The 17,115-nt window shown below is 57.9% G+C and carries 26 protein-coding genes; 23 read left to right on the top strand and 3 right to left on the bottom strand.

Translation table 11 applies throughout. The features are described from left to right. Positions 1-117 precede the first annotated feature (117 nt). The 23 genes from HZB29_11595 (at position 118) to HZB29_11485 (ending at position 14,343) form a co-directional block, all read left to right on the top strand. Positions 118-348, top strand: a complete 231-nt coding sequence (locus HZB29_11595; protein MBI5816239.1) for an addiction module antitoxin — start codon at positions 118-120, stop codon at positions 346-348. Beyond that, on the top strand, positions 335-679 hold the full coding sequence (locus HZB29_11590) for a type II toxin-antitoxin system PemK/MazF family toxin (protein MBI5816238.1): 345 nt from the start codon (positions 335-337) through the stop codon (positions 677-679). Before HZB29_11595 ends, HZB29_11590 begins: the two co-directional genes overlap by 14 nt. Positions 680-795: 116 nt before the next feature. Continuing rightward, positions 796-1,020, top strand: coding sequence for a type II toxin-antitoxin system Phd/YefM family antitoxin (locus HZB29_11585; protein ID MBI5816237.1), 225 nt, complete (start codon positions 796-798; stop codon positions 1,018-1,020). Then, positions 1,017-1,406 (top strand): type II toxin-antitoxin system VapC family toxin, encoded by a 390-nt coding sequence (locus tag HZB29_11580; protein MBI5816236.1) that lies wholly within the window; start codon positions 1,017-1,019, stop codon positions 1,404-1,406. The genes HZB29_11585 and HZB29_11580 overlap by 4 nt, the downstream gene beginning before the upstream one ends. A 123-nt stretch (positions 1,407-1,529) precedes the next feature. Continuing rightward, on the top strand, positions 1,530-1,982 hold the full coding sequence (gene rpiB, locus HZB29_11575) for a ribose 5-phosphate isomerase B (GenBank protein MBI5816235.1): 453 nt from the start codon (positions 1,530-1,532) through the stop codon (positions 1,980-1,982). Beyond that, entirely contained in the window at positions 1,979-3,241 is a 1,263-nt protein-coding gene (locus tag HZB29_11570; GenBank protein MBI5816234.1) for a serine hydroxymethyltransferase, read from the top strand. Before rpiB ends, HZB29_11570 begins: the two co-directional genes overlap by 4 nt. 12 nt (positions 3,242-3,253) lie before the next feature. Next, positions 3,254-3,712, top strand: a complete 459-nt coding sequence (gene nrdR / locus HZB29_11565) for a transcriptional repressor NrdR (GenBank protein MBI5816233.1) — start codon at positions 3,254-3,256, stop codon at positions 3,710-3,712. Continuing rightward, positions 3,709-4,338: a bifunctional precorrin-2 dehydrogenase/sirohydrochlorin ferrochelatase gene (locus HZB29_11560; GenBank protein MBI5816232.1), complete on the top strand. Its 630-nt coding sequence runs from the start codon at positions 3,709-3,711 to the stop codon at positions 4,336-4,338. The genes nrdR and HZB29_11560 overlap by 4 nt, the downstream gene beginning before the upstream one ends. Continuing rightward, a complete protein-coding gene (ccsA, locus tag HZB29_11555) occupies positions 4,335-5,120 on the top strand; it encodes a cytochrome c biogenesis protein CcsA (GenBank protein ID MBI5816231.1) in 786 nt (261 codons plus the stop codon). The genes HZB29_11560 and ccsA overlap by 4 nt, the downstream gene beginning before the upstream one ends. After that, positions 5,117-6,388, top strand: coding sequence for a glutamyl-tRNA reductase (locus tag HZB29_11550; GenBank protein ID MBI5816230.1), 1,272 nt, complete (start codon positions 5,117-5,119; stop codon positions 6,386-6,388). Before ccsA ends, HZB29_11550 begins: the two co-directional genes overlap by 4 nt. A 12-nt stretch (positions 6,389-6,400) precedes the next feature. Then, positions 6,401-6,721, top strand: a complete 321-nt coding sequence (locus tag HZB29_11545; protein ID MBI5816229.1) for a nucleotidyltransferase domain-containing protein — start codon at positions 6,401-6,403, stop codon at positions 6,719-6,721. After that, complete coding sequence (locus HZB29_11540; protein MBI5816228.1) at positions 6,702-7,106, top strand: HEPN domain-containing protein; 405 nt, start codon at positions 6,702-6,704, stop codon at positions 7,104-7,106. Before HZB29_11545 ends, HZB29_11540 begins: the two co-directional genes overlap by 20 nt. 46 nt (positions 7,107-7,152) lie before the next feature. After that, positions 7,153-7,458 carry a nucleotidyltransferase family protein gene (locus HZB29_11535; protein MBI5816227.1) on the top strand — a complete coding sequence of 102 codons (306 nt, stop codon included), beginning with the start codon at positions 7,153-7,155 and terminating at the stop codon, positions 7,456-7,458. Beyond that, on the top strand, positions 7,448-7,738 hold the full coding sequence (locus HZB29_11530; protein MBI5816226.1) for a DUF86 domain-containing protein: 291 nt from the start codon (positions 7,448-7,450) through the stop codon (positions 7,736-7,738). The genes HZB29_11535 and HZB29_11530 overlap by 11 nt, the downstream gene beginning before the upstream one ends. A gap of 4 nt (positions 7,739-7,742) precedes the next feature. After that, entirely contained in the window at positions 7,743-7,952 is a 210-nt protein-coding gene (locus tag HZB29_11525) for a DUF2442 domain-containing protein (GenBank protein MBI5816225.1), read from the top strand. Positions 7,953-8,021: 69 nt separating this feature from the next. After that, a complete protein-coding gene (locus HZB29_11520; GenBank protein ID MBI5816224.1) occupies positions 8,022-8,330 on the top strand; it encodes a nucleotidyltransferase domain-containing protein in 309 nt (102 codons plus the stop codon). Beyond that, positions 8,317-8,757, top strand: coding sequence for a HEPN domain-containing protein (locus HZB29_11515; GenBank protein ID MBI5816223.1), 441 nt, complete (start codon positions 8,317-8,319; stop codon positions 8,755-8,757). Before HZB29_11520 ends, HZB29_11515 begins: the two co-directional genes overlap by 14 nt. Positions 8,758-8,789: 32 nt before the next feature. Continuing rightward, a complete protein-coding gene (gene hemC, locus HZB29_11510) occupies positions 8,790-9,713 on the top strand; it encodes a hydroxymethylbilane synthase (GenBank protein ID MBI5816222.1) in 924 nt (307 codons plus the stop codon). An 81-nt stretch (positions 9,714-9,794) separates the two neighbouring features. Further along, positions 9,795-11,132: a cbb3-type cytochrome c oxidase subunit I gene (locus tag HZB29_11505; GenBank protein MBI5816221.1), complete on the top strand. Its 1,338-nt coding sequence runs from the start codon at positions 9,795-9,797 to the stop codon at positions 11,130-11,132. Continuing rightward, positions 11,129-11,440, top strand: coding sequence for a cytochrome c (locus HZB29_11500; protein ID MBI5816220.1), 312 nt, complete (start codon positions 11,129-11,131; stop codon positions 11,438-11,440). Before HZB29_11505 ends, HZB29_11500 begins: the two co-directional genes overlap by 4 nt. 154 nt (positions 11,441-11,594) lie before the next feature. After that, on the top strand, positions 11,595-13,433 hold the full coding sequence (typA, locus tag HZB29_11495) for a translational GTPase TypA (protein ID MBI5816219.1): 1,839 nt from the start codon (positions 11,595-11,597) through the stop codon (positions 13,431-13,433). A gap of 176 nt (positions 13,434-13,609) precedes the next feature. Next, positions 13,610-13,939, top strand: a complete 330-nt coding sequence (locus HZB29_11490) for a nucleotidyltransferase domain-containing protein (GenBank protein MBI5816218.1) — start codon at positions 13,610-13,612, stop codon at positions 13,937-13,939. 170 nt (positions 13,940-14,109) lie between these two features. Further along, positions 14,110-14,343, top strand: coding sequence for a HEPN domain-containing protein (locus HZB29_11485; protein ID MBI5816217.1), 234 nt, complete (start codon positions 14,110-14,112; stop codon positions 14,341-14,343). 46 nt (positions 14,344-14,389) lie between these two features. On the opposite strand, the gene HZB29_11480 is transcribed toward HZB29_11485, so the two are convergent. Genes HZB29_11480 through HZB29_11470 form a run of 3 tightly spaced genes read right to left on the bottom strand, consistent with a single transcriptional unit; the run spans position 14,390 to position 17,099 of the window. Next, positions 14,390-15,652 (bottom strand): glutamate dehydrogenase, encoded by a 1,263-nt coding sequence (locus tag HZB29_11480; protein ID MBI5816216.1) that lies wholly within the window; start codon positions 15,650-15,652, stop codon positions 14,390-14,392. Continuing rightward, entirely contained in the window at positions 15,649-16,239 is a 591-nt protein-coding gene (locus tag HZB29_11475) for a hypothetical protein (protein ID MBI5816215.1), read from the bottom strand. Before HZB29_11475 ends, HZB29_11480 begins: the two co-directional genes overlap by 4 nt. Beyond that, positions 16,236-17,099: an RNA polymerase sigma factor RpoD/SigA gene (locus HZB29_11470; GenBank protein MBI5816214.1), complete on the bottom strand. Its 864-nt coding sequence runs from the start codon at positions 17,097-17,099 to the stop codon at positions 16,236-16,238. Before HZB29_11470 ends, HZB29_11475 begins: the two co-directional genes overlap by 4 nt. Positions 17,100-17,115 lie beyond the last annotated feature (16 nt).

Here is a 17,115-nt window from a genome sequence, read left to right as displayed (position 1 = left end):
CTTGTCAGTTTCCGGTATTGTATGGACTGGGGGAGTGGTAAGTCAAAGGGGGGACAATATTGTTTTATGCGCAAGTTTATTCAATACGTGTAGAATACGTACAGGAAGGTCTGAGTCATGAGAAAAAAACTTACCATCACCGTGGACGAAAAGGTTTACGAGGGGCTGCATAAGGTAATCGGCCACCGCCGGGTCAGCCGGTTTCTGGAGGATTTGGCCCGCCCGCACGTTGTCCGCGAAAATCTCGACGCGGCGTATCGCCGCATGGCCGCCGACGAAGAGCGCGAAAAAGAGGCGCTGGAATGGAGCGAGGGGCTTGTCGAAGATGTGAAAGATGAAACGCGGTGAGGTCTGGTGGGTGGACTTTGATCCATCCATTGGCGGGGAGATCCGCAAGACCCGCCCCGCCGTCATCATCAGCAACGACGCTTCAAACAAAGCGTTGAACCGTGTCCAGGTGATCCCCCTTACCAGCAAGACAGACCGCCTTTATCCATGCGAGGCGTATGTGACCCTCAACGGCGAAACTCGCAAAGCTATGGGTGACCAGATAGCCACCGTTAGCAAAGCACGGTTAAAGACCCGTATAGGACGGCTGGACACGGACGGGATGCTCGGCGTGGAGCGGGCGGTGCAAGTCCAACTGGGCCTGGCGGGCGCAAGACCGGATGGAGGGTAAGCGGCTTTCAACAAACGCCCCATCACACAGCGGCCAGGAGGAGAGCCCTTCTTTACGGAAAACATCCCATATAGTAAACTAAGTCCATCAAGTTGGTTTAACGGGGGAGAATCGTCATGCGGTCGGTGAATCTGCACGAAGCCAAGACTCATCTTTCAAAGCTGGTGAACGCCGCTTCGGCGGGAGAAGAGATCATTATCGCAAGGTCGGGCAAGCCGGTGGCGCGCCTGACGCCTCTGGAAAAACCCGAGCCGCGCCGGTCCGGCCTGGCGAAAGGAAGGGTCACGGGCAAATTCTTCGAACCGCTCCCGGAGAAGGAGTTGAAGGCTTGGGAGCGGTGAACGGACTTATACTCGACACTCATGCCCTGCTCTGGTGGCTGTTCGGCGACGAGCGGCTCTCAAAAAAAGCCCATGGCGCCATTGCCGATCCCGATCATGTGATCTGGGTGAGCGCCGCTTCGGCGTGGGAAATCTCCACCAAAGCCCGGCTGGGCAAACTGCCCGAGGCAGGCGACGTGCCGCAAAAACTATCGTATTACCTGCGCCAGGCCCGCTTTTTAGAACTTGGCGTCACCGTCGAGCACGGCGTTGCGGCAGGCGCATTGCCAGGCCCGCATCGCGATCCATTTGACCGCATGTTGATCGCGCAATCCATCATTACCAATTGCCCCGTGGTCACCAGCGATCCTATGTTCCGGGAATATGGGGCCAAAGTGATCTGGTAGGGCCTCGCGCACCCTGGGACGCACACGCTCTTTTTGACACCCGCGCCAAAGCTTTAATATAATAGTAAATTCGATTGAATTAACATTATTTCCGGTGAAACATTGGAAGATAAGGCAAAGAAAATCGTCATTGCGTCCGACCACGCCGCGTTCGACCTCAAACGGGACATCGTGGCCCATCTAAAACAGCTCGGCTACGAGCCGGTGGACGTGGGGGTGCACGACGCCACCTCCGTGGACTACCCGGACTACGGTATGAAGGTGGCCGGCGCCGTGAGCGGCGGGGAGTTTGACCGGGGGATACTCCTGTGCGGCACGGGCATAGGCATGTCCATCACCGCCAACAAGTTCCCCGGTGTGCGGGCGTCTTTAGTGTATGACAACTACACCGCCCGGATGAGCAGGCTGCACAACAACTCCAACATACTGGTGATCGGCGGGCGCACCACGGGGCTTTCCACCGCCTTTGACATTGTGGAGACCTGGCTTACCACCCCTTACGAGGGAGGAAGGCACGAGCGCAGGCTCCAGAAGATCACCGAACTTGAACAGAACAACCGGGAGAAAGAAAAATGACCACTGATACCCGCGAGTCCGCCCTGAAGACCCAGGACCCAGAAGTGTGGGACGCCGTCCACGGCGAGGAGGACAGGGAGTTTTATACGCTCGAACTGATCGCATCGGAAAACTTCGTCAGCGAGGCGGTGCTCGAGGCGCAAGGGTCCGTGATGACCAATAAATACGCCGAAGGCTACCCCGGCAAGCGCTATTACGGCGGATGCGGGAAAGTGGACCTGGTGGAGCAACTGGCCATAGACCGGGCCAAGTCGCTTTTCGGCGCCGATCACGCCAACGTGCAGCCCCATTCCGGATCCCAGGCCAACCAGTCGGTGTTTTTCGCGGTGTTGAATCCCGGCGACACGATCATGGGATTAAACCTGGCCCACGGGGGGCATCTCACCCACGGGCACCCTCTTTCGATTTCGGGAAAGTGGTTCAAAGTGGTGCCGTACAACGTGCGCAAGGACACGGAGACGATAGATTTCGACGAACTGCGCGCTCTGGCCAAAGCCAACAAGCCCAAACTTATCATCGCGGGCGCCTCGGCCTATCCGCGCGAGATACCGTGGGAGCCGTTCCGCCAGATATGCGACGAGGTGGGGGCGGTGTTCATGGTGGACATGGCGCATATCGCAGGCCTTGTCGCCGCCGGAGTGCATCCATCGCCGGTGCCATACGCCGATTTTGTCACCACCACCACCCACAAGACCCTTCGCGGGCCGCGTTCGGGGATGGTGCTGTGCAAGGAGAAGTGGGCGGCGGACCTGAACAGGTCTGTGTTCCCCGGAATCCAGGGGGGGCCGCTTATGCACGTGATCGCCGCCAAGGCCGTGGCGTTAAAAGAGGCGATGGAGGACGAATTCAAGGATTACCAGCGCCAGATAGTGAAAAATTGCAAACGGCTGGCCGAAAAGCTTATCGCCGGGGGGCTGCGGCTCGTCTCCGGCGGGTCGGACAATCACCTGATGCTCGTGGACCTTCGGAACAAAAAGGTGACCGGCAAGGCGGCGGAAGTGGGGCTTGAGAAGGCAGGCATCACCGTCAACAAGAACGCCATCCCGTTCGACCCGGAAAAGCCGATGGTGACATCCGGGGTGCGGATCGGCACCCCCGCCATCACCACACGCGGCCTGAAAGAGACGGAGATGGATCTTGTCGGAGACTGGATAGTGGAAGCGTTGGACAACCTTGAGGACGAGGCCAGGCTTGCCGCCATAAAAGGGCGGGTCCGCCAGCTTTGCGAGAGGTTTCCGCTTTACAAGAACCGTCACTGACAAGGTGGCGCCATGAAATGCCCCTCCTGCGGAGACCTGGAGAACAAGGTGATAGACTCCCGCCTGACCAAGGAGGGGGACATGATCCGCAGGCGGCGGGAGTGCGTGGCGTGCGAGCGGCGGTTCACCACATACGAGCGGATAGAGGAGACCCTGCCGCTGGTGGTGAAAAAGAACGGAGCCAGGCAGCCGTTCTCCCGCGAGAAAATATTACGCGGGATAGAAAAGGCCTGCCACAAACGCCCCGTGGCCGCGGAGGACAGGGAGGAGCTTGTCGAAGAGGTGGCGCGGGCGGCGCTGGCCTCCGGAGAAAAGGAATTACCGGCCAGTTTCATAGGCGAGGCGGTGATGAAAGGACTGCAAAAGCTCGACGATGTGGCGTATGTCCGCTTCGCGTCGGTGTACAGGGAGTTTCGGGACATAAGGCAGTTCGTCGAGGAGCTAAACCACCTTATAAAGAACGGAAAATGAGCCGCTATTACCCTGTGTTTCTCGACCTTGAAGGCAGGACATGCCTGCTCGTCGGGGGTGGGAGCGTGGCCGGGCGCAAGGCCAAGTCGCTGCTCGAATGCGGGGCGAAGGTGCGGATGGTGTCGCCGAAAGTTTTCGGCTGGACGGAGGAGATGGTGAAATCCGGCAATGTTGAGCATATACCCGGAGCGTTCGAGCCGAAGTATCTTGAAGGCGCGGCGCTGGTGATCGCCGCCACGGACGACGCGGCGGTGAACCGCTCCGTTTACGAGGAGTCTAAAAAACGCAACATCCCGGTGAACGTTGTGGACCAGCCGGAGCTTTGCACGTTCATAGTGCCGTCGCTGGTCAAACGCGGGGACCTTTTGATCGCCACCTCCACCTCCGGCAAAAGCCCGGCTGTGGCCAAAAGGGTGCGGATGGCCCTTGAAAAGGAATTTGGCGAGGAATGGGCCGTATATCTTGAGATGATGGGCAAGGCCCGTGCGGCCCTTCTGGAAAAAGTGCCGGACCAGGCGGGCCGCGAGGCATTGTTCAACAAGCTGGCCGATTCGGACCTTCTGGAAAAAATAAAAAGCGGGGACATTGCGGGGGCGGAGAAGCTTGTGGAGGAGATCATTCCATGACGGCGCTTTTCGTGCTGGCCACGTTCCTTTATTTCCTGGGGATGGTCAAATACCTTCTGCACCTGGGATTGCGCAACAGGGCGCTTTTCATAATGGCCACGGTCATGATTGCGCTCGGCTTCGCGGTGGAGACCGCCGGATTGATCCAGCGCTCCATGGCGACGGGGCATGGGCCATACACCAACGCGTTCGAGTATTGCCTTTTTCTGGCGTGGACGGTGTTCGCGGCGTTCCTTGTGGCGGAAGGGTATTTCCGGATGGCGCCGCTGGGGGCGTTCATGGCGCCCATCGGGTTTTTCCTGATGCTCATATCATTTTCATTCTCGCCGGAAAGCCAGTCGGCGTTTCCGGTGAAGGCTTACTGGCTGACAATGCACAGGGCTCTTTCGTTCCTTGCGTTCGGGGCGTTCTCGCTGGTGTTCGCGGCGGGTATAATGTACCTTATCCAGGAGCGCCAGCTTAAGAACAAGAAGTTCGGCGGGTGGTATCACCGCCTTCCAGCCCTCAATTCCCTGGACGACGCGAACAGGATCGGCATAGTGTTCGGATTTCCCGTGGTGACCGTTGGCGTGCTGGCGGCGTGGGTATGGGCCGACCAGAGCTATGGCCACATGGTGATAAACATGTCCACCATTCTATTGATTACAGGCTGGGGCGTTTACGGCGCCCTGCTGGCGGGCAGGGTGGCGATGGGCTGGCGCGGGCGGCGGGCGGCGCTTATAGGCGTGGCGGGCTACTGCGTGGTGGTCACCTCGCTTTTGATACACATAGGAAGCAGATGAACCTTATCGTACTGGGATTAAACCACAACACGGCGCCTGTGGAGGTGCGGGAGAAGCTGTCCATTCCCGACCACAAGCTGGCCGAGAACATCCAGCTTATAAAAGACCGCACCCCGGACGTGCTGGAGGGTGTGGTGCTTTCCACCTGCAACCGGGTGGAGATATACGCCCGGGTGTCGGACATCAAAAAAGGGGTGGCGTCGCTTAAAAAGTTCTTGAGCGACTATCACGAGATTTCTCCGGACGAACTGGACCGGTCCACATACCTTTTCGTGCTCGAAGAGGCGGTGGAGCATCTTTTCAAGGTGGCCTCGTCGCTGGACTCGATGGTGGTGGGGGAGCCGCAGATACTCGGCCAGGTGAAAAGCGCGTACAAGGCGGCCAGGGATATTTCCGCCACAGGGACGATTTTGAACAACCTGTTCGAGCGCAGCTTCTCTGTGGCCAAGCGCGTGCGCACGGAGACGGCCATCGCGGAGAACGCGGTGTCGGTGTCGTACGCGGCGGTGGAACTGGCGCGCAAGATATTCGGGGGGCTTTCCAACAAGACGGCGCTTCTCATCGGCGCCGGGGAGATGATAGAGCTTGCCTGCAAGCACCTTGTGGCGCAGGGGGTGGAGACGGTGCTGGTGTCCAACCGCACATACGAGCGGGCCGTGGAGCTTGCCACCCGGTTTAACGGCGAGGCGGTGAAGTTTGACGACCTGCATGAAGAATTGAAACGGTGCGACATAGTGATAAGCTCCACCGGCGCGCCGCACTTCGTGGTGCGAAAGGAACTGGCGGAAAAGGTGATACGCGAACGGGGCAACAGGCCGATGTTCTTCATAGACATCGCGGTGCCAAGGGACATAGAGCCGGCGGTCAACGAGATAGACAACTGCTATGTTTACGACATAGACGACCTGAAGAGCGTCGTGGAGTCCAACATGGCCGAGCGGGAACGGGAAGCCAAAAAGGCGGAGGAGATAATCCGCCGCGAGGTCTCCCAATTCTTGGTGTGGCTCGACCATCTGGAGGTGGCGCCAACCATCACGGCGATCCGGGAGAAGGCGGAGCGGATACGGCGCGAGGAGCTTGAGAAGACGCTGGGAAGGCTTACCAGCCTTTCGGAAAAGGACCGGGAGACGATAGAGAAGATGACCGCCGCGATGATGAACAAGATGCTCCACGCCCCTGTGGTGAATTTGAAGAAGAAGGCGGAGACGGAGGAAGGGCCTAAATTCATCCAGACCGCAAGGGATTTGTTCGGGATGGAGGAGGAGTGAGGGGGAATGGGCATGATTGATTTTGAAAAGATAAAGGCGCTGTCAAATGAAATTGCGCGTCAGTTCAATCCGATGAAAGTTATACTTTTCGGTTCGTACGCTTATGGAAAGCCGGACGAATATTCCGACGTTGACCTGCTGGTGATAATGCCATTCAAGGGGCGGGGAATGAACAAAGCTGCGGAAATACTTGAGAAAACCAATCCGGTTTTCCCGGTTGAGATACTTGTCCGTACTCCCGAGGACATGGATACGCGGCTTAAATGGAACGATTTCTTCCTGCGTGAAATAGTCGAGAAAGGGGAAATACTGTATGAATCCGCTCGTTCGTGAGTGGGTTGAAAAAGCGGAAGGCGATTTTGTCACCGCTGGCAGGGAGTTGCGCGCCAGAAAATCTCCTAATTATGACGCAGCCTGCTTTCATGCCCAACAGTGCGCTGAAAAGTATCTGAAAGCAATATTGCAGATATCTAATATACCATTCGGGCGGACACACAACCTTCCGGCCCTGCTTGATCTCGTCACCGCGGACAGGGAGCGACTGGAGCCTTTCCGGCCAATGCTGTCCAGATTGGGTGAGTATTCGGTTCATGTACGATATCCGGGTGAAACGGCGGACAGGGAATCAGCTAAAGAGGCGTATGTTATTCGCCGTGATTTGCGTGAGCAGGCGCGCATTGTATTGCGGATATCATCGGGAAAGGCTGGAAAGAAATGATTAAGCCATCGGGTGGTAAGAAATATATTTTCAGAGGGAAAGAATAATGAACATTGAATTATTCACGCCGCAAATAAGCGGGTTTTGCAAAAGGCGGGATATTAAAGAACTTGCGATATTCGGCTCGTCCGTTTCAGGTGACTTTGGCCCGCAAAGCGACGTGGACATACTGGCGACTTTCGGAACAGGTTCCTCCTGGACATTTTTCGATTTTGTGGCGATGCAGGATGAACTTGAGGATCTTTTTGGAAGAAAGGTTGACCTTGCGAGCCGTAAAGGGCTTAAGTCGAGCAAAAACCATATCCGCAGACAGGCTATATTGTCCACGGCGCGGGTGCTTTATGCCGCGTGATTACGCGTATTTGCTGGACATGCTAAACGCCGCCCGGACGGCGTTGGAATATGTGCGGGGCAAATCACACGATCAGTTCCGGTTGGACACTCTATGTCAGGACGCGGTTGTGCGGCGTTTGGAAATAATTGGAGAAGCTGCCAGCGGGGTATCGGAAGAAACACGGACGGTCTTCGCATCCATACCATGGCGGGCGATGGTCGCAATGCGGAATGTCGTTATCCATGAGTACGATGGAGTTGACATGGATATCGTCTGGAACACTGTTCAAAACAGGTGAAGGCATGGCTTCTGATGTGAGGTTCGATTCGGCCATGATCCATGTCCGTCTGCTGGACGGCAGGGAAATAAGCGCTCCTATGGAGTGGTTTCCAAGGCTGCGGGACGCCACGGATGAGCAACGGCGCGACTGGAGGCTCATCGGAAGGGGTATTGGCATACATTGGGAAAGTATTGACGAGGACATATCCGTGGCTTCGTTGCTCAACGGATAATTTAAAATCGGAGAATTATTCTTGCGCCGGTCAAAACATGCCGTGGATGGAAACGCCCAGAGAAGCGTCATGAAAATAATCAGCGATATCGTTGATAAAATAGCTTTGCGCTTCAAGCCCGATAAAATCATTCTATTCGGCTCTTACGCCCGTGGCGAGGCCGGGCCGGACAGCGATGTGGACTTGCTTGTGGTGATGAAAATAAGGGGCTCCAAGAGGCGGGCGCAACTTAAGGTGAGGACGGCTCTCCATGATTTCCCGGTTGAAAAGGACGTGATTGTCACAACTCCATCGGAATTTGAATGGCGCAAGGATGTGGTGGGCACAATCGAATGGCCCGCCTTTCACGAGGGACAGGTCCTTTATGCGAAACCTTGAAAATACGCTCAAGGTTGTCCGCGAATGGATTAAAAAAGCTGAAAGCGACCTGTTGACCGCCGGGCATATGGTGAAGATGGGCAAGAAAAGCCCGGCGGACACGGTATGTTTCCATGCGCAGCAATGCGCTGAAAAGTATCTAAAGGCATTGCTTGTGTGGAAAGGGGTGGAATTCTCCAGGACGCACAATATCGCGGCGCTTGTTGTTGCAGCTAAGATAAAGTTCACGCCGCCGTTGGCGAAGCTGGATCAGGACAGGCTGACTGAATATGCCACCGTCACGCGCTATCCTGGAGATTATGAGCCGATATCATTGACGGAAGCCCGAAGGGCGGTCACATTGGCCAGACGGGTAAAAAAAGGTGTTATAAGAATATTGCCCAAGAATGGCCCCGGTTCCGGTCCAAAAGATGCACTGCTAATATAGTTGAATGGTAAACGCATTTTCGGAGTTTCACATTGTCTGACATAATTATCGGGACACGCGGTTCACCCCTGGCGCTGTGGCAGGCCAACTGGGTGAAGTCGCAGATAGAAATCGAGCATCCGGAGAAAAACGTCTCCCTGCAGATCATCCAGACCCAGGGGGACAAGATTCTCGACGTGCCGCTGGCAATGGTGGGCGGCAAGGGGCTATTCGTAAAGGAGATCGAGAACGCCCTGCTGGACCGTTCCATCCACATCGCAGTCCACTCCATGAAGGATGTCCCCACGGCGCTGCCGGAGGGGCTTTTCATCGCCTGCATCTGCGAGCGGGAGGACCCACGGGACGCATTGGTGGCGCGGACAGTGAAATCCTTCGCGGACCTGCCGCAGGGGGCCGTGGTGGGCACTTCCTCGCTCCGCAGGCAGACACAGATATTGAGCCGCAGGCCCGATGTGAAGATAGTCTCGCTGCGCGGCAACGTGGGCACAAGGCTGCGAAAGCTTACCGAGGACAAGATGGACGCTGTGATCCTGGCCGTTGCGGGATTAAAGCGGATGGAGCATGAGGAGGCCATCACGGAGTACATGTCCGTGGCCGATTCCTTGCCGGCTGTGGCCCAGGGGGCCGTCGGCATTGAGGCGCGGATGGACGACGCGGAGACGCTGCGGCTGATAAAATTTCTCGACCACGCCAATACGCGGGTGGCGGTGGAGGCGGAGCGCGCGTTCCTAAAGCGGCTGGAAGGGGGATGCCAGGTGCCGATAGCCGGGCACGCCACTGTCAGCATAGGCAAAGTGGAGATGGAAGGGCTGGTGGGCGCGGTGGACGGCTCCGTGATATACCGCCGCTCGGCGCAATGCGCCGCCGGAGCGCATGAGGAGATGGGGCGCAAGCTCGCCGAAGAGCTTTTGAAAATGGGCGCGGGCGAACTTTTACGCCAGGCATACGGCGGATAGGCGGCGTGGCCTTCGCGCCATTGCCGCGAGGGCTCTTTCGTTGTAAACTTCCAGCTTTCCCAATCAAGAGGTATTTCCGGGATGTTTCCTTGCAGACACGGCGCCACGGCATGGCTTGGCGTGGCCATAACTTCAATGGCGTTCATGGGCATTTACGCCTTCCTGATGGTGGTGGCCCGCGCGCCGGGATTCAACCTGCTTTTTTCCGACCAGGAGTTTTTCAAGACCGCCCTTGTCACCCATGTGGTGCTGGCGGTGGTGATATGGTTTTTGGGATTCATTATCTTCATGATGTATTACGTCACCGCCGGAACGGAGACGAAAACGGTGGAGCTTCTCGCAGCCGCCGGGGCGCTGCTGGGGGTGGGGCTTATAGTGGCCACGCCGTTCACAGGCCCCGCCTCGCCGTTGCTGAACAATTATGTGCCGGTGCTGGCCCGGCCGCTGTATTTCGCCGGGATCAGCGTGTTCTTCGGATTCGCCGCGCTGGGGGTGATCCTCCGGGCTCCGGTCCTTTTGAAGGCCACTTTCGGCGGCGGGCAGCTTGCCTGGGCCAAGGGGCTTTCGCTTCTCGCCGCCGGGGCCGCGTTGATCGTGGCGATAATATGCTTCGCCATCGCGTGGACGCAGGTGTCCGGGAATCCGGAAATCGCCATGTCCCGCATGTTTTTCGAGTCGCTCTTCTGGGGCGGCGGCCACGTGCTTCAATTCGCCAACACGCTTGGGCTGATGGCGGCCTGGGCCATATTGGCGAAAAAGATCGCGGGTAACGAGATAGTCCCCAACAAAATGGCGGCGGCGATCCTGGCCCTTATGCTTGTGTTGGTGCTGGCGGCTCCTTTCTATTATCTTTCCTCCGGCGCGCTGACGGTGGAGAGCAGGAGGTTTTACCTTTTGCTTAAGGCCTGGGGGCTTTCCTTCGGGCCGATAATCTTCGGCCTGGCGGCGGTGAAAATGCTGTACTCTTCCGGCGGTGAGGGTTATGTCCGCCGGGGGCTGGCCCTCTCTGTGTTCCTTTTCGCTGTCGGCGGGCTTATCGCCCTGACGATAGAGGGGAGCGACACCCGCATCCCGGCCCATTATCACGGCACAATCGGTTCCGTGACACTGGCGTTCATGACCACCGGGCTTGTGGCGATGGTGGAGAACGGCAGGTTGAACGTCGCCGGAAAATGGCTCACGCGCCAGTTGACGGTGTATGGCGTGGGGCAGTCGCTTTTCTCGCTTGGAATGTATATCGGCGGATACCACGGCCTTCCTCGCAAGACTTTCGGGCAGGCCCAGCAGTTGGACGACCTGGCAAAGCAGATCGGCATGGGGATCATGGGAATCGGCGGATTTTTCGCCATAATAAGCGGCGTGGTGTACGTAATTTTCATGATCAAGGCGCTTTCTAAAAGGAAACCCGCGGCGGCATGAGGAATATAATATTCGCTCTTTCGCTCACGATAATCGCCACCGCTTCGCACGGGGCGGAAATGCCGAAGGTGTACGTGCGGTGCGTGAAGTGCCATGAAAAACCAGGCAGTCCATTCCAGAAATTCGGGCCTGATCTCGGAGAGACGAAATTCACCCTCGATCAGTTCATAAAACAGGTGAAAAACGGGTCCCGTTGGGAGGGAAAGCCCCAGCGCGGCTTCAAGTTCCGTTCAAGGGCGATGCCTCCGCAGGATGGGCTTACGGACGAGGAGATAAAGCTGATATACAACTACGTCCGGTCCAAGTGACGCTGTCAGCGCGCTGATATCTAACGCCTTGCCGGATTCGCGTCCGGTGTCCGATCCCCTCCCGGCCTGTGAACCATATCAAAATTACCCCGGCCCCTGCGCATAATCATAAAATATGCTATAATTAAAAATTTTGTTGGACTGGAGCAAGATTTTGGAAAACAAGGAGAACAGGCGGGAGGACATCCGCAACATCTGCGTCATAGCCCACGTTGACCATGGGAAGACCACATTGGTGGACGCGCTTTTCAGGTCGTCGGGACTTTTCCGCGAAAATGAAAAGGTGGTCGAGCGCGTCATGGACGCCAACGAGCTTGAGCGCGAGCGCGGAATAACCATCTTCGCCAAGAACGCCGCCACCAGGTGGAAAGGCGTCAAGGTGAACATTGTGGACACCCCCGGCCACTCCGACTTCGGCGGCGAGGTGCAGCGCATCCTGAAAATGGTGGACGGCGCGCTGCTTTTAGTGGACGCCGTGGACGGCCCCATGCCACAGACCAAATACGTGCTGCGCAAGGCATTGGAGCTGGGCCTTGCCCCGATAGTGGTGATAAACAAGATAGACAGGGCAGACGCCCGCCCTTCATGGGTGCTAGACCAGATTTTCGACCTTTTCGCCGCCCTTGGCGCGAACGACAAGCAGCTTGATTTCACCGTGGTGTACGCCTCCGCCAAGCAGGGGATAGCCACGCTGGACATGGCCACGCCCGGAACTTCCATGGCGCCCCTTCTGGACACCATCGTGGAAAAGGTGGACCCGCCCATGGTGAGCCAGACCGAGCCTTTCCAGATGCTCGTCACATCGGTTGAATACAGCGACTATCTGGGCCGCATGGCCGTCGGCAAGGTCAACCGGGGCGTCGTCTCCACTGGGGACAATATCGCCCGCATCAACCGCGACGGGGACATAAGCTTCGGCAAGGTGGTGAAACTTTTCGGGTTCGAAGGGCTTTCCCGTGAAGAGGTGGCGAAGGCCGGCGCGGGCGACATCGTGATGCTGGCGGGTTTCAAGGACCTGGACATCGGCGAGACCCTGGCGGACAAGGAATTCCCGGAGGCCCTCCCGGCCATCGAGATAGACGAGCCGACCATCTCCATGAACTTTTCGGTGAACACTTCGCCTTTCGTCGGCAAGGCCGGCGACAAGGTGACGGGCCGCCACCTGCGCGACAGGCTCGACCAGGAGGCCAGGGCCAACCTGGGGTTGAAAGTGGAACGGGCCGAAGAGAACGATTCGTTCCGCGTTTCCGGCCGCGGCGAGCTTCACCTGGCAATCCTCATAGAGACCATGCGCCGCGAGGGGTATGAGTTCTCCGTTTCCCGTCCGGAAGTTATAGTGCGCGAAATGGAAGGGCAGAAGATGGAGCCGGAGGAGTTCGTCATCATAGACGTGGAAGAGCCGTACGCCGGCAAGGTGATAGAAAAATTCGGCACGCGGCGCGGGGAGCTTAAGAACATGCAGCCCCTTTCCGACGGCCGCACAAGGCTGGAGTTCACGATTCCGGCCCGGGGGCTCATCGGCGTGCACGGCGAGCTTTTGACGGACACGCGCGGTTCGGCGCTGATGACACACTCGTTCCACAGGTACATACCGTGGTCCGGGCCCATCCAGTCGCGCCGCAACGGCGTGCTGATAAGCCAGGACAGCGGCGAGGCCACAGCCTATTCGCTGGACAAACTTTCAGACCGGGGCGACCTTTTCATCGAGCCGGGCGTGGAAGTTTACGAAGGGATGATAGTCGGCGAGTGCAACAAGAGCGTGGACCTCGTGGTCAACGCCGTGCGCGGCAAGAAACTGACCAACATGCGCGCATCCGGGTCGGACGACAATATAAAACTGTCACCCGCAAGGAAGCTTTCGCTGGAGCAGTCCCTTGAATTTCTGAACAACGACGAACTGGCCGAGATCACCCCGACAGCCGTGCGGCTTCGCAAAAGGTATCTTGGCGAGGAAGATCGGAAGAAATACAACAGGAAGCTCCAGGCTGTGTAAGCATTTCGTCAGCCGGACTTTTACGACCGTGGCGTTCACGCGCCACGGTTTTTTTAACGCTTCCAGCGGTGCAATTCACCACGGGCGCTTTGGGCGCCATCTAAATGGCCGCTGGCATTGACCATTCGGCGCGGATTGCCTAATATTGCTGTATCACCATCAGCGTGTGGTAAATCATGAGCATCCTTGAATTGGCCGATCCTGTCCTGTCGGAGATAGTCTCTCGGCTGGTAAAAACGTTCAAGCCGGACAAGATATACCTTTTTGGATCCAAGGCCAGGGGTGATTTTGGGCAGGACAGCGACTATGACATCCTTATAGTTGTGCCCGATGAGGCTGAACAGGCCCGCCGTAAAAGCCGTACCGCCTATCAAGCGCTTCGAGGGACCCGGGCGGCGGCGGATGTGATCGTGCAAACACGGCATGAATTTGAAAGCCGCCTGCGGATAACCGCATCGCTTCAGGCCACCGTGGCGCGTGAAGGCAAGTTGCTTTATGCCGCATGACCTTGTCCTGATCGAAGAGACAAAATCGTGGCTTGCCAGGGCCGCCACCGACATCAGGGCGGCGGAACATGACATGGCAGCGCAACCTCCGCTTTTCTCCGACGTTGTATTTCACTGCCAGCAGGCCGTGGAGAAGGCGTTCAAGGGATTTTTTGACATGGAACGGGATATTGTTCCGCAAGACTCACAGTCTGGAAGAAGTGGGGGAGCAGTGCCTTGATCTGGACCCTTCGTTAAAAGAGATAGTGGACAAGGCTGTTCCTTTGACGGAGTACGCCTGGAAGTTCCGGTATCCAGGTCCGCCGGAGGATCCCGAAATGAAAGAAGCGGAAGAAGCTTTGGCAATTGCGCGCCAAGCCTTTACTGCCATAAAAGAGAGGTTGCCGCGTGAAACGTGGCCGTGATATCGATAACTGGACGATTCATCCAAGGTTTAGAGGTAAATAAAAATTACTGCACTCCCCTCGCTTCCGTCGCTTTTGCTATCCGTTCCATGGCGATTCTGTATGCGGCGGAGCGGTATGACACTCCTTGCCGGACGGCGCTCTCTTTCACGCGGGCGTAGGCGGCGGTGATCTTGTCGGTCAGGCGGCGGTTGACCTCTTCTTCCTCCCAGTAAAACCCTTCGCGGTTTTGCACCCATTCGAAGTACGAAACTATCACCCCGCCGGAATTGGCCAGGATGTCGGGGACTATCGTCACGCCGCGCCGTCCCAACTCCGTTTCCGCGTCCAGCGACACCGGGGCGTTCGCCCCTTCCACGATCAGCCGGGCCTTCACGTCCTTCACGTTGTCCGGCCGGATGGTGTCCCCCAGCGCGCAGGGGACGAACACGTCTGCGGGGTGGGCGGCTATGGCCTCTTTGGGCGACGTATCGGCGAATCCGCTCACGGCGCCGGTCTTTGATTTATGTGCGATCAGGCCCGGTATGTCCAGCCCGGCAGGGTCGGCCACCATTCCCCCGCTGTCGGACACCGCCACAACTTTCACCCCGCGTTTATAAAGCTCCGCCGCCGCGTGTTTGCCCACGTTCCCGAAGCCCTCGATGGACACGGTGAAATCCGAAAGCCCCATCTCCCTGGCCGCTTCCATCAATGTTATGACGACCCCTCTGCCGGTGGCCTCCCTGCGCCCTTTGGAGCCGCCAAGTTCCACGGGCTTGCCGGTCACCACCCCCCGCGCAAGCTCCCTGTGCTTTCTGTACTCGTCGTATATCCACGCCATTTCACGCTCGCCGGAATTGACGTCCGGGGCCGGGATGTCCGTGTTTGGCCCGATGTCATGCAGGAGTTTTACGGTGTATTTTCTGATGAGCCGTTCAAGCTCGGCGGTGGAAAGCTTGTGTGGATCAACGCAGATGCCCCCCTTGGCCCCGCCGAAGGGGATTTCCACCAATGCGGTCTTGAGGGTCATCAGCGTGGCCAGGGCCTTCACGTCGTCCATGTCCACGCTGGGATGGAGCCTTGTGCCCCCCTTGTACGCCCCGAGTGTGTCCGAATGCTGCACGCGGTAGCACTGGAAAATGCCGGTGGAGCCATCGTCCATTTTCACGATGGCCTTGAAGCGGATTATTTTGTCCGCCGCGGCGATCTGGTCCACCATCCGGGCGCCGGGATACCTGTTTTCAAATCCCAGCGCCTCGCCCGTGCGGCGCATCAGGCGGACGATGTTCTCTATGGCGCTTGGGGCCGCGGCCCCGGAAGGCTCGCTCACTTTTCCCAGTATAGCGAGGTTTCGCCCAGCTGGCCGGACATAACCAGCCTGTATGGAGCATTGCCAATAGCGTTTTTCGCGAAGGAGACCGAGTACAGCCTGCGGAAGGTCGGTTCGAACGGCAGGTTGTCGCGCAAATAAAACTTGTCCAGCGTAATCTTGGAGACGGACGCCGGCCGGACCGGGCCCTTATGGGTGTCCAGGTAAACGGACCAGCGGCTGTCGGCCTTGGCCAGGTCGTTCCATTCATCCTTGGCCGTGTACAGCGCCATGATGAAATTTACTTTGGAGCCGTCGTCTTTCATCACGTTTTCCTGCGCCGCCTTGGCCTCGTTGGGGCCGAGGTTGCGCCTGTGCGCGTCGTCCGCCGCCCACGCCTTGCGCAGCGATTCGTCGTCCACGAAGGCGTCCAGAATGAGGATCGTGTCCACATCCTGGTACAGCTTGGCGGTCCTTGTCCGGTCCCTCACCTCGGTGGTGAGCGGATTTTCCGCGATCTGGTAGCGCGAGTTTATGTTCTGGGCGCACGAGGCCAAAAGCGCCGCCATCATGACGGCCGCGGCGTAAAGCGATCCTCCGGTTCTCAACGCAGGTATTCCTCCAAAATCCGTATTCGTGTTTTCACCCGCAGCTTTTCCTTGGCGGATTTTTCAATCTGCCTTATCCTCTCGCGGGTGAGCCCCAGTTTGCCGCCGACTCCCTCCAGGGTCATGGGCGGATCGTCAAAGCCGTACCGCATCCGCAAAACCTCCGCCTCCCGCTCCGGCAGCTCGGCCAGAAGCTTTTCCATGTCGTGATGGAAGCAAAGCCTGATGAACTCCTCTTCCACGGAGCTTTCCGGCGAAGTGCCCAGCAAGTCCCCCAGGCTCACCGAATCGTCGTCGCTGATCGGCGAGTCCAGGCTCATATAGTCCTTGTACACCCGCATGATCGTCTCCAGCGACTTGGGGCGTATCCGCATCTCGCCGGCCACCTCGTCCAGCTTGGGCTCTCTTTTAAGCCTGTGGGACAGCGCCTCCACAGCCCGTGTGATCCTGTTGATCAGCCCCGCCTGTTTCACAGGCAGCCGCACGATGCGCGCCTGCTCGGCCAGCGCCCGCAGGATCGCCTGACGCACCCACCACACGGCGTAGGTGATGAATTTCACCCCCTTGTCCGGATTGAACCGGCGGGCGGCCACCATCATGCCGATGTTACCCTCGTTTATAAGGTCGTTCATGGACATGCCCATCCCCTTGTAATGGTTGGCCACCATCACCACGTACTTGAGGTTGCGCTCCACGAGCTTGCGGACAGATGCGTCGCCCCCGTCCCGGGCCAATTCTATTTCCTCCGCCCTGGTCAGGGGTGTTATCCCGCTGATGTCCTTAAGGTAGGCGTTCAGCGAGTCGCTCCGCGAATCGTATGAATAACCGGTCATGGAAAACCATTCTTGTCCGGCGGGCATGGCCGGATTCCGCCGC

This window comes from Nitrospinota bacterium, assembly GCA_016235255.1.
Lineage (GTDB): Bacteria > Nitrospinota_A > UBA7883 > UBA7883 > JACRLM01 > JACRLM01.
This window is presented reverse-complemented; position numbering and strand designations above follow the sequence as displayed.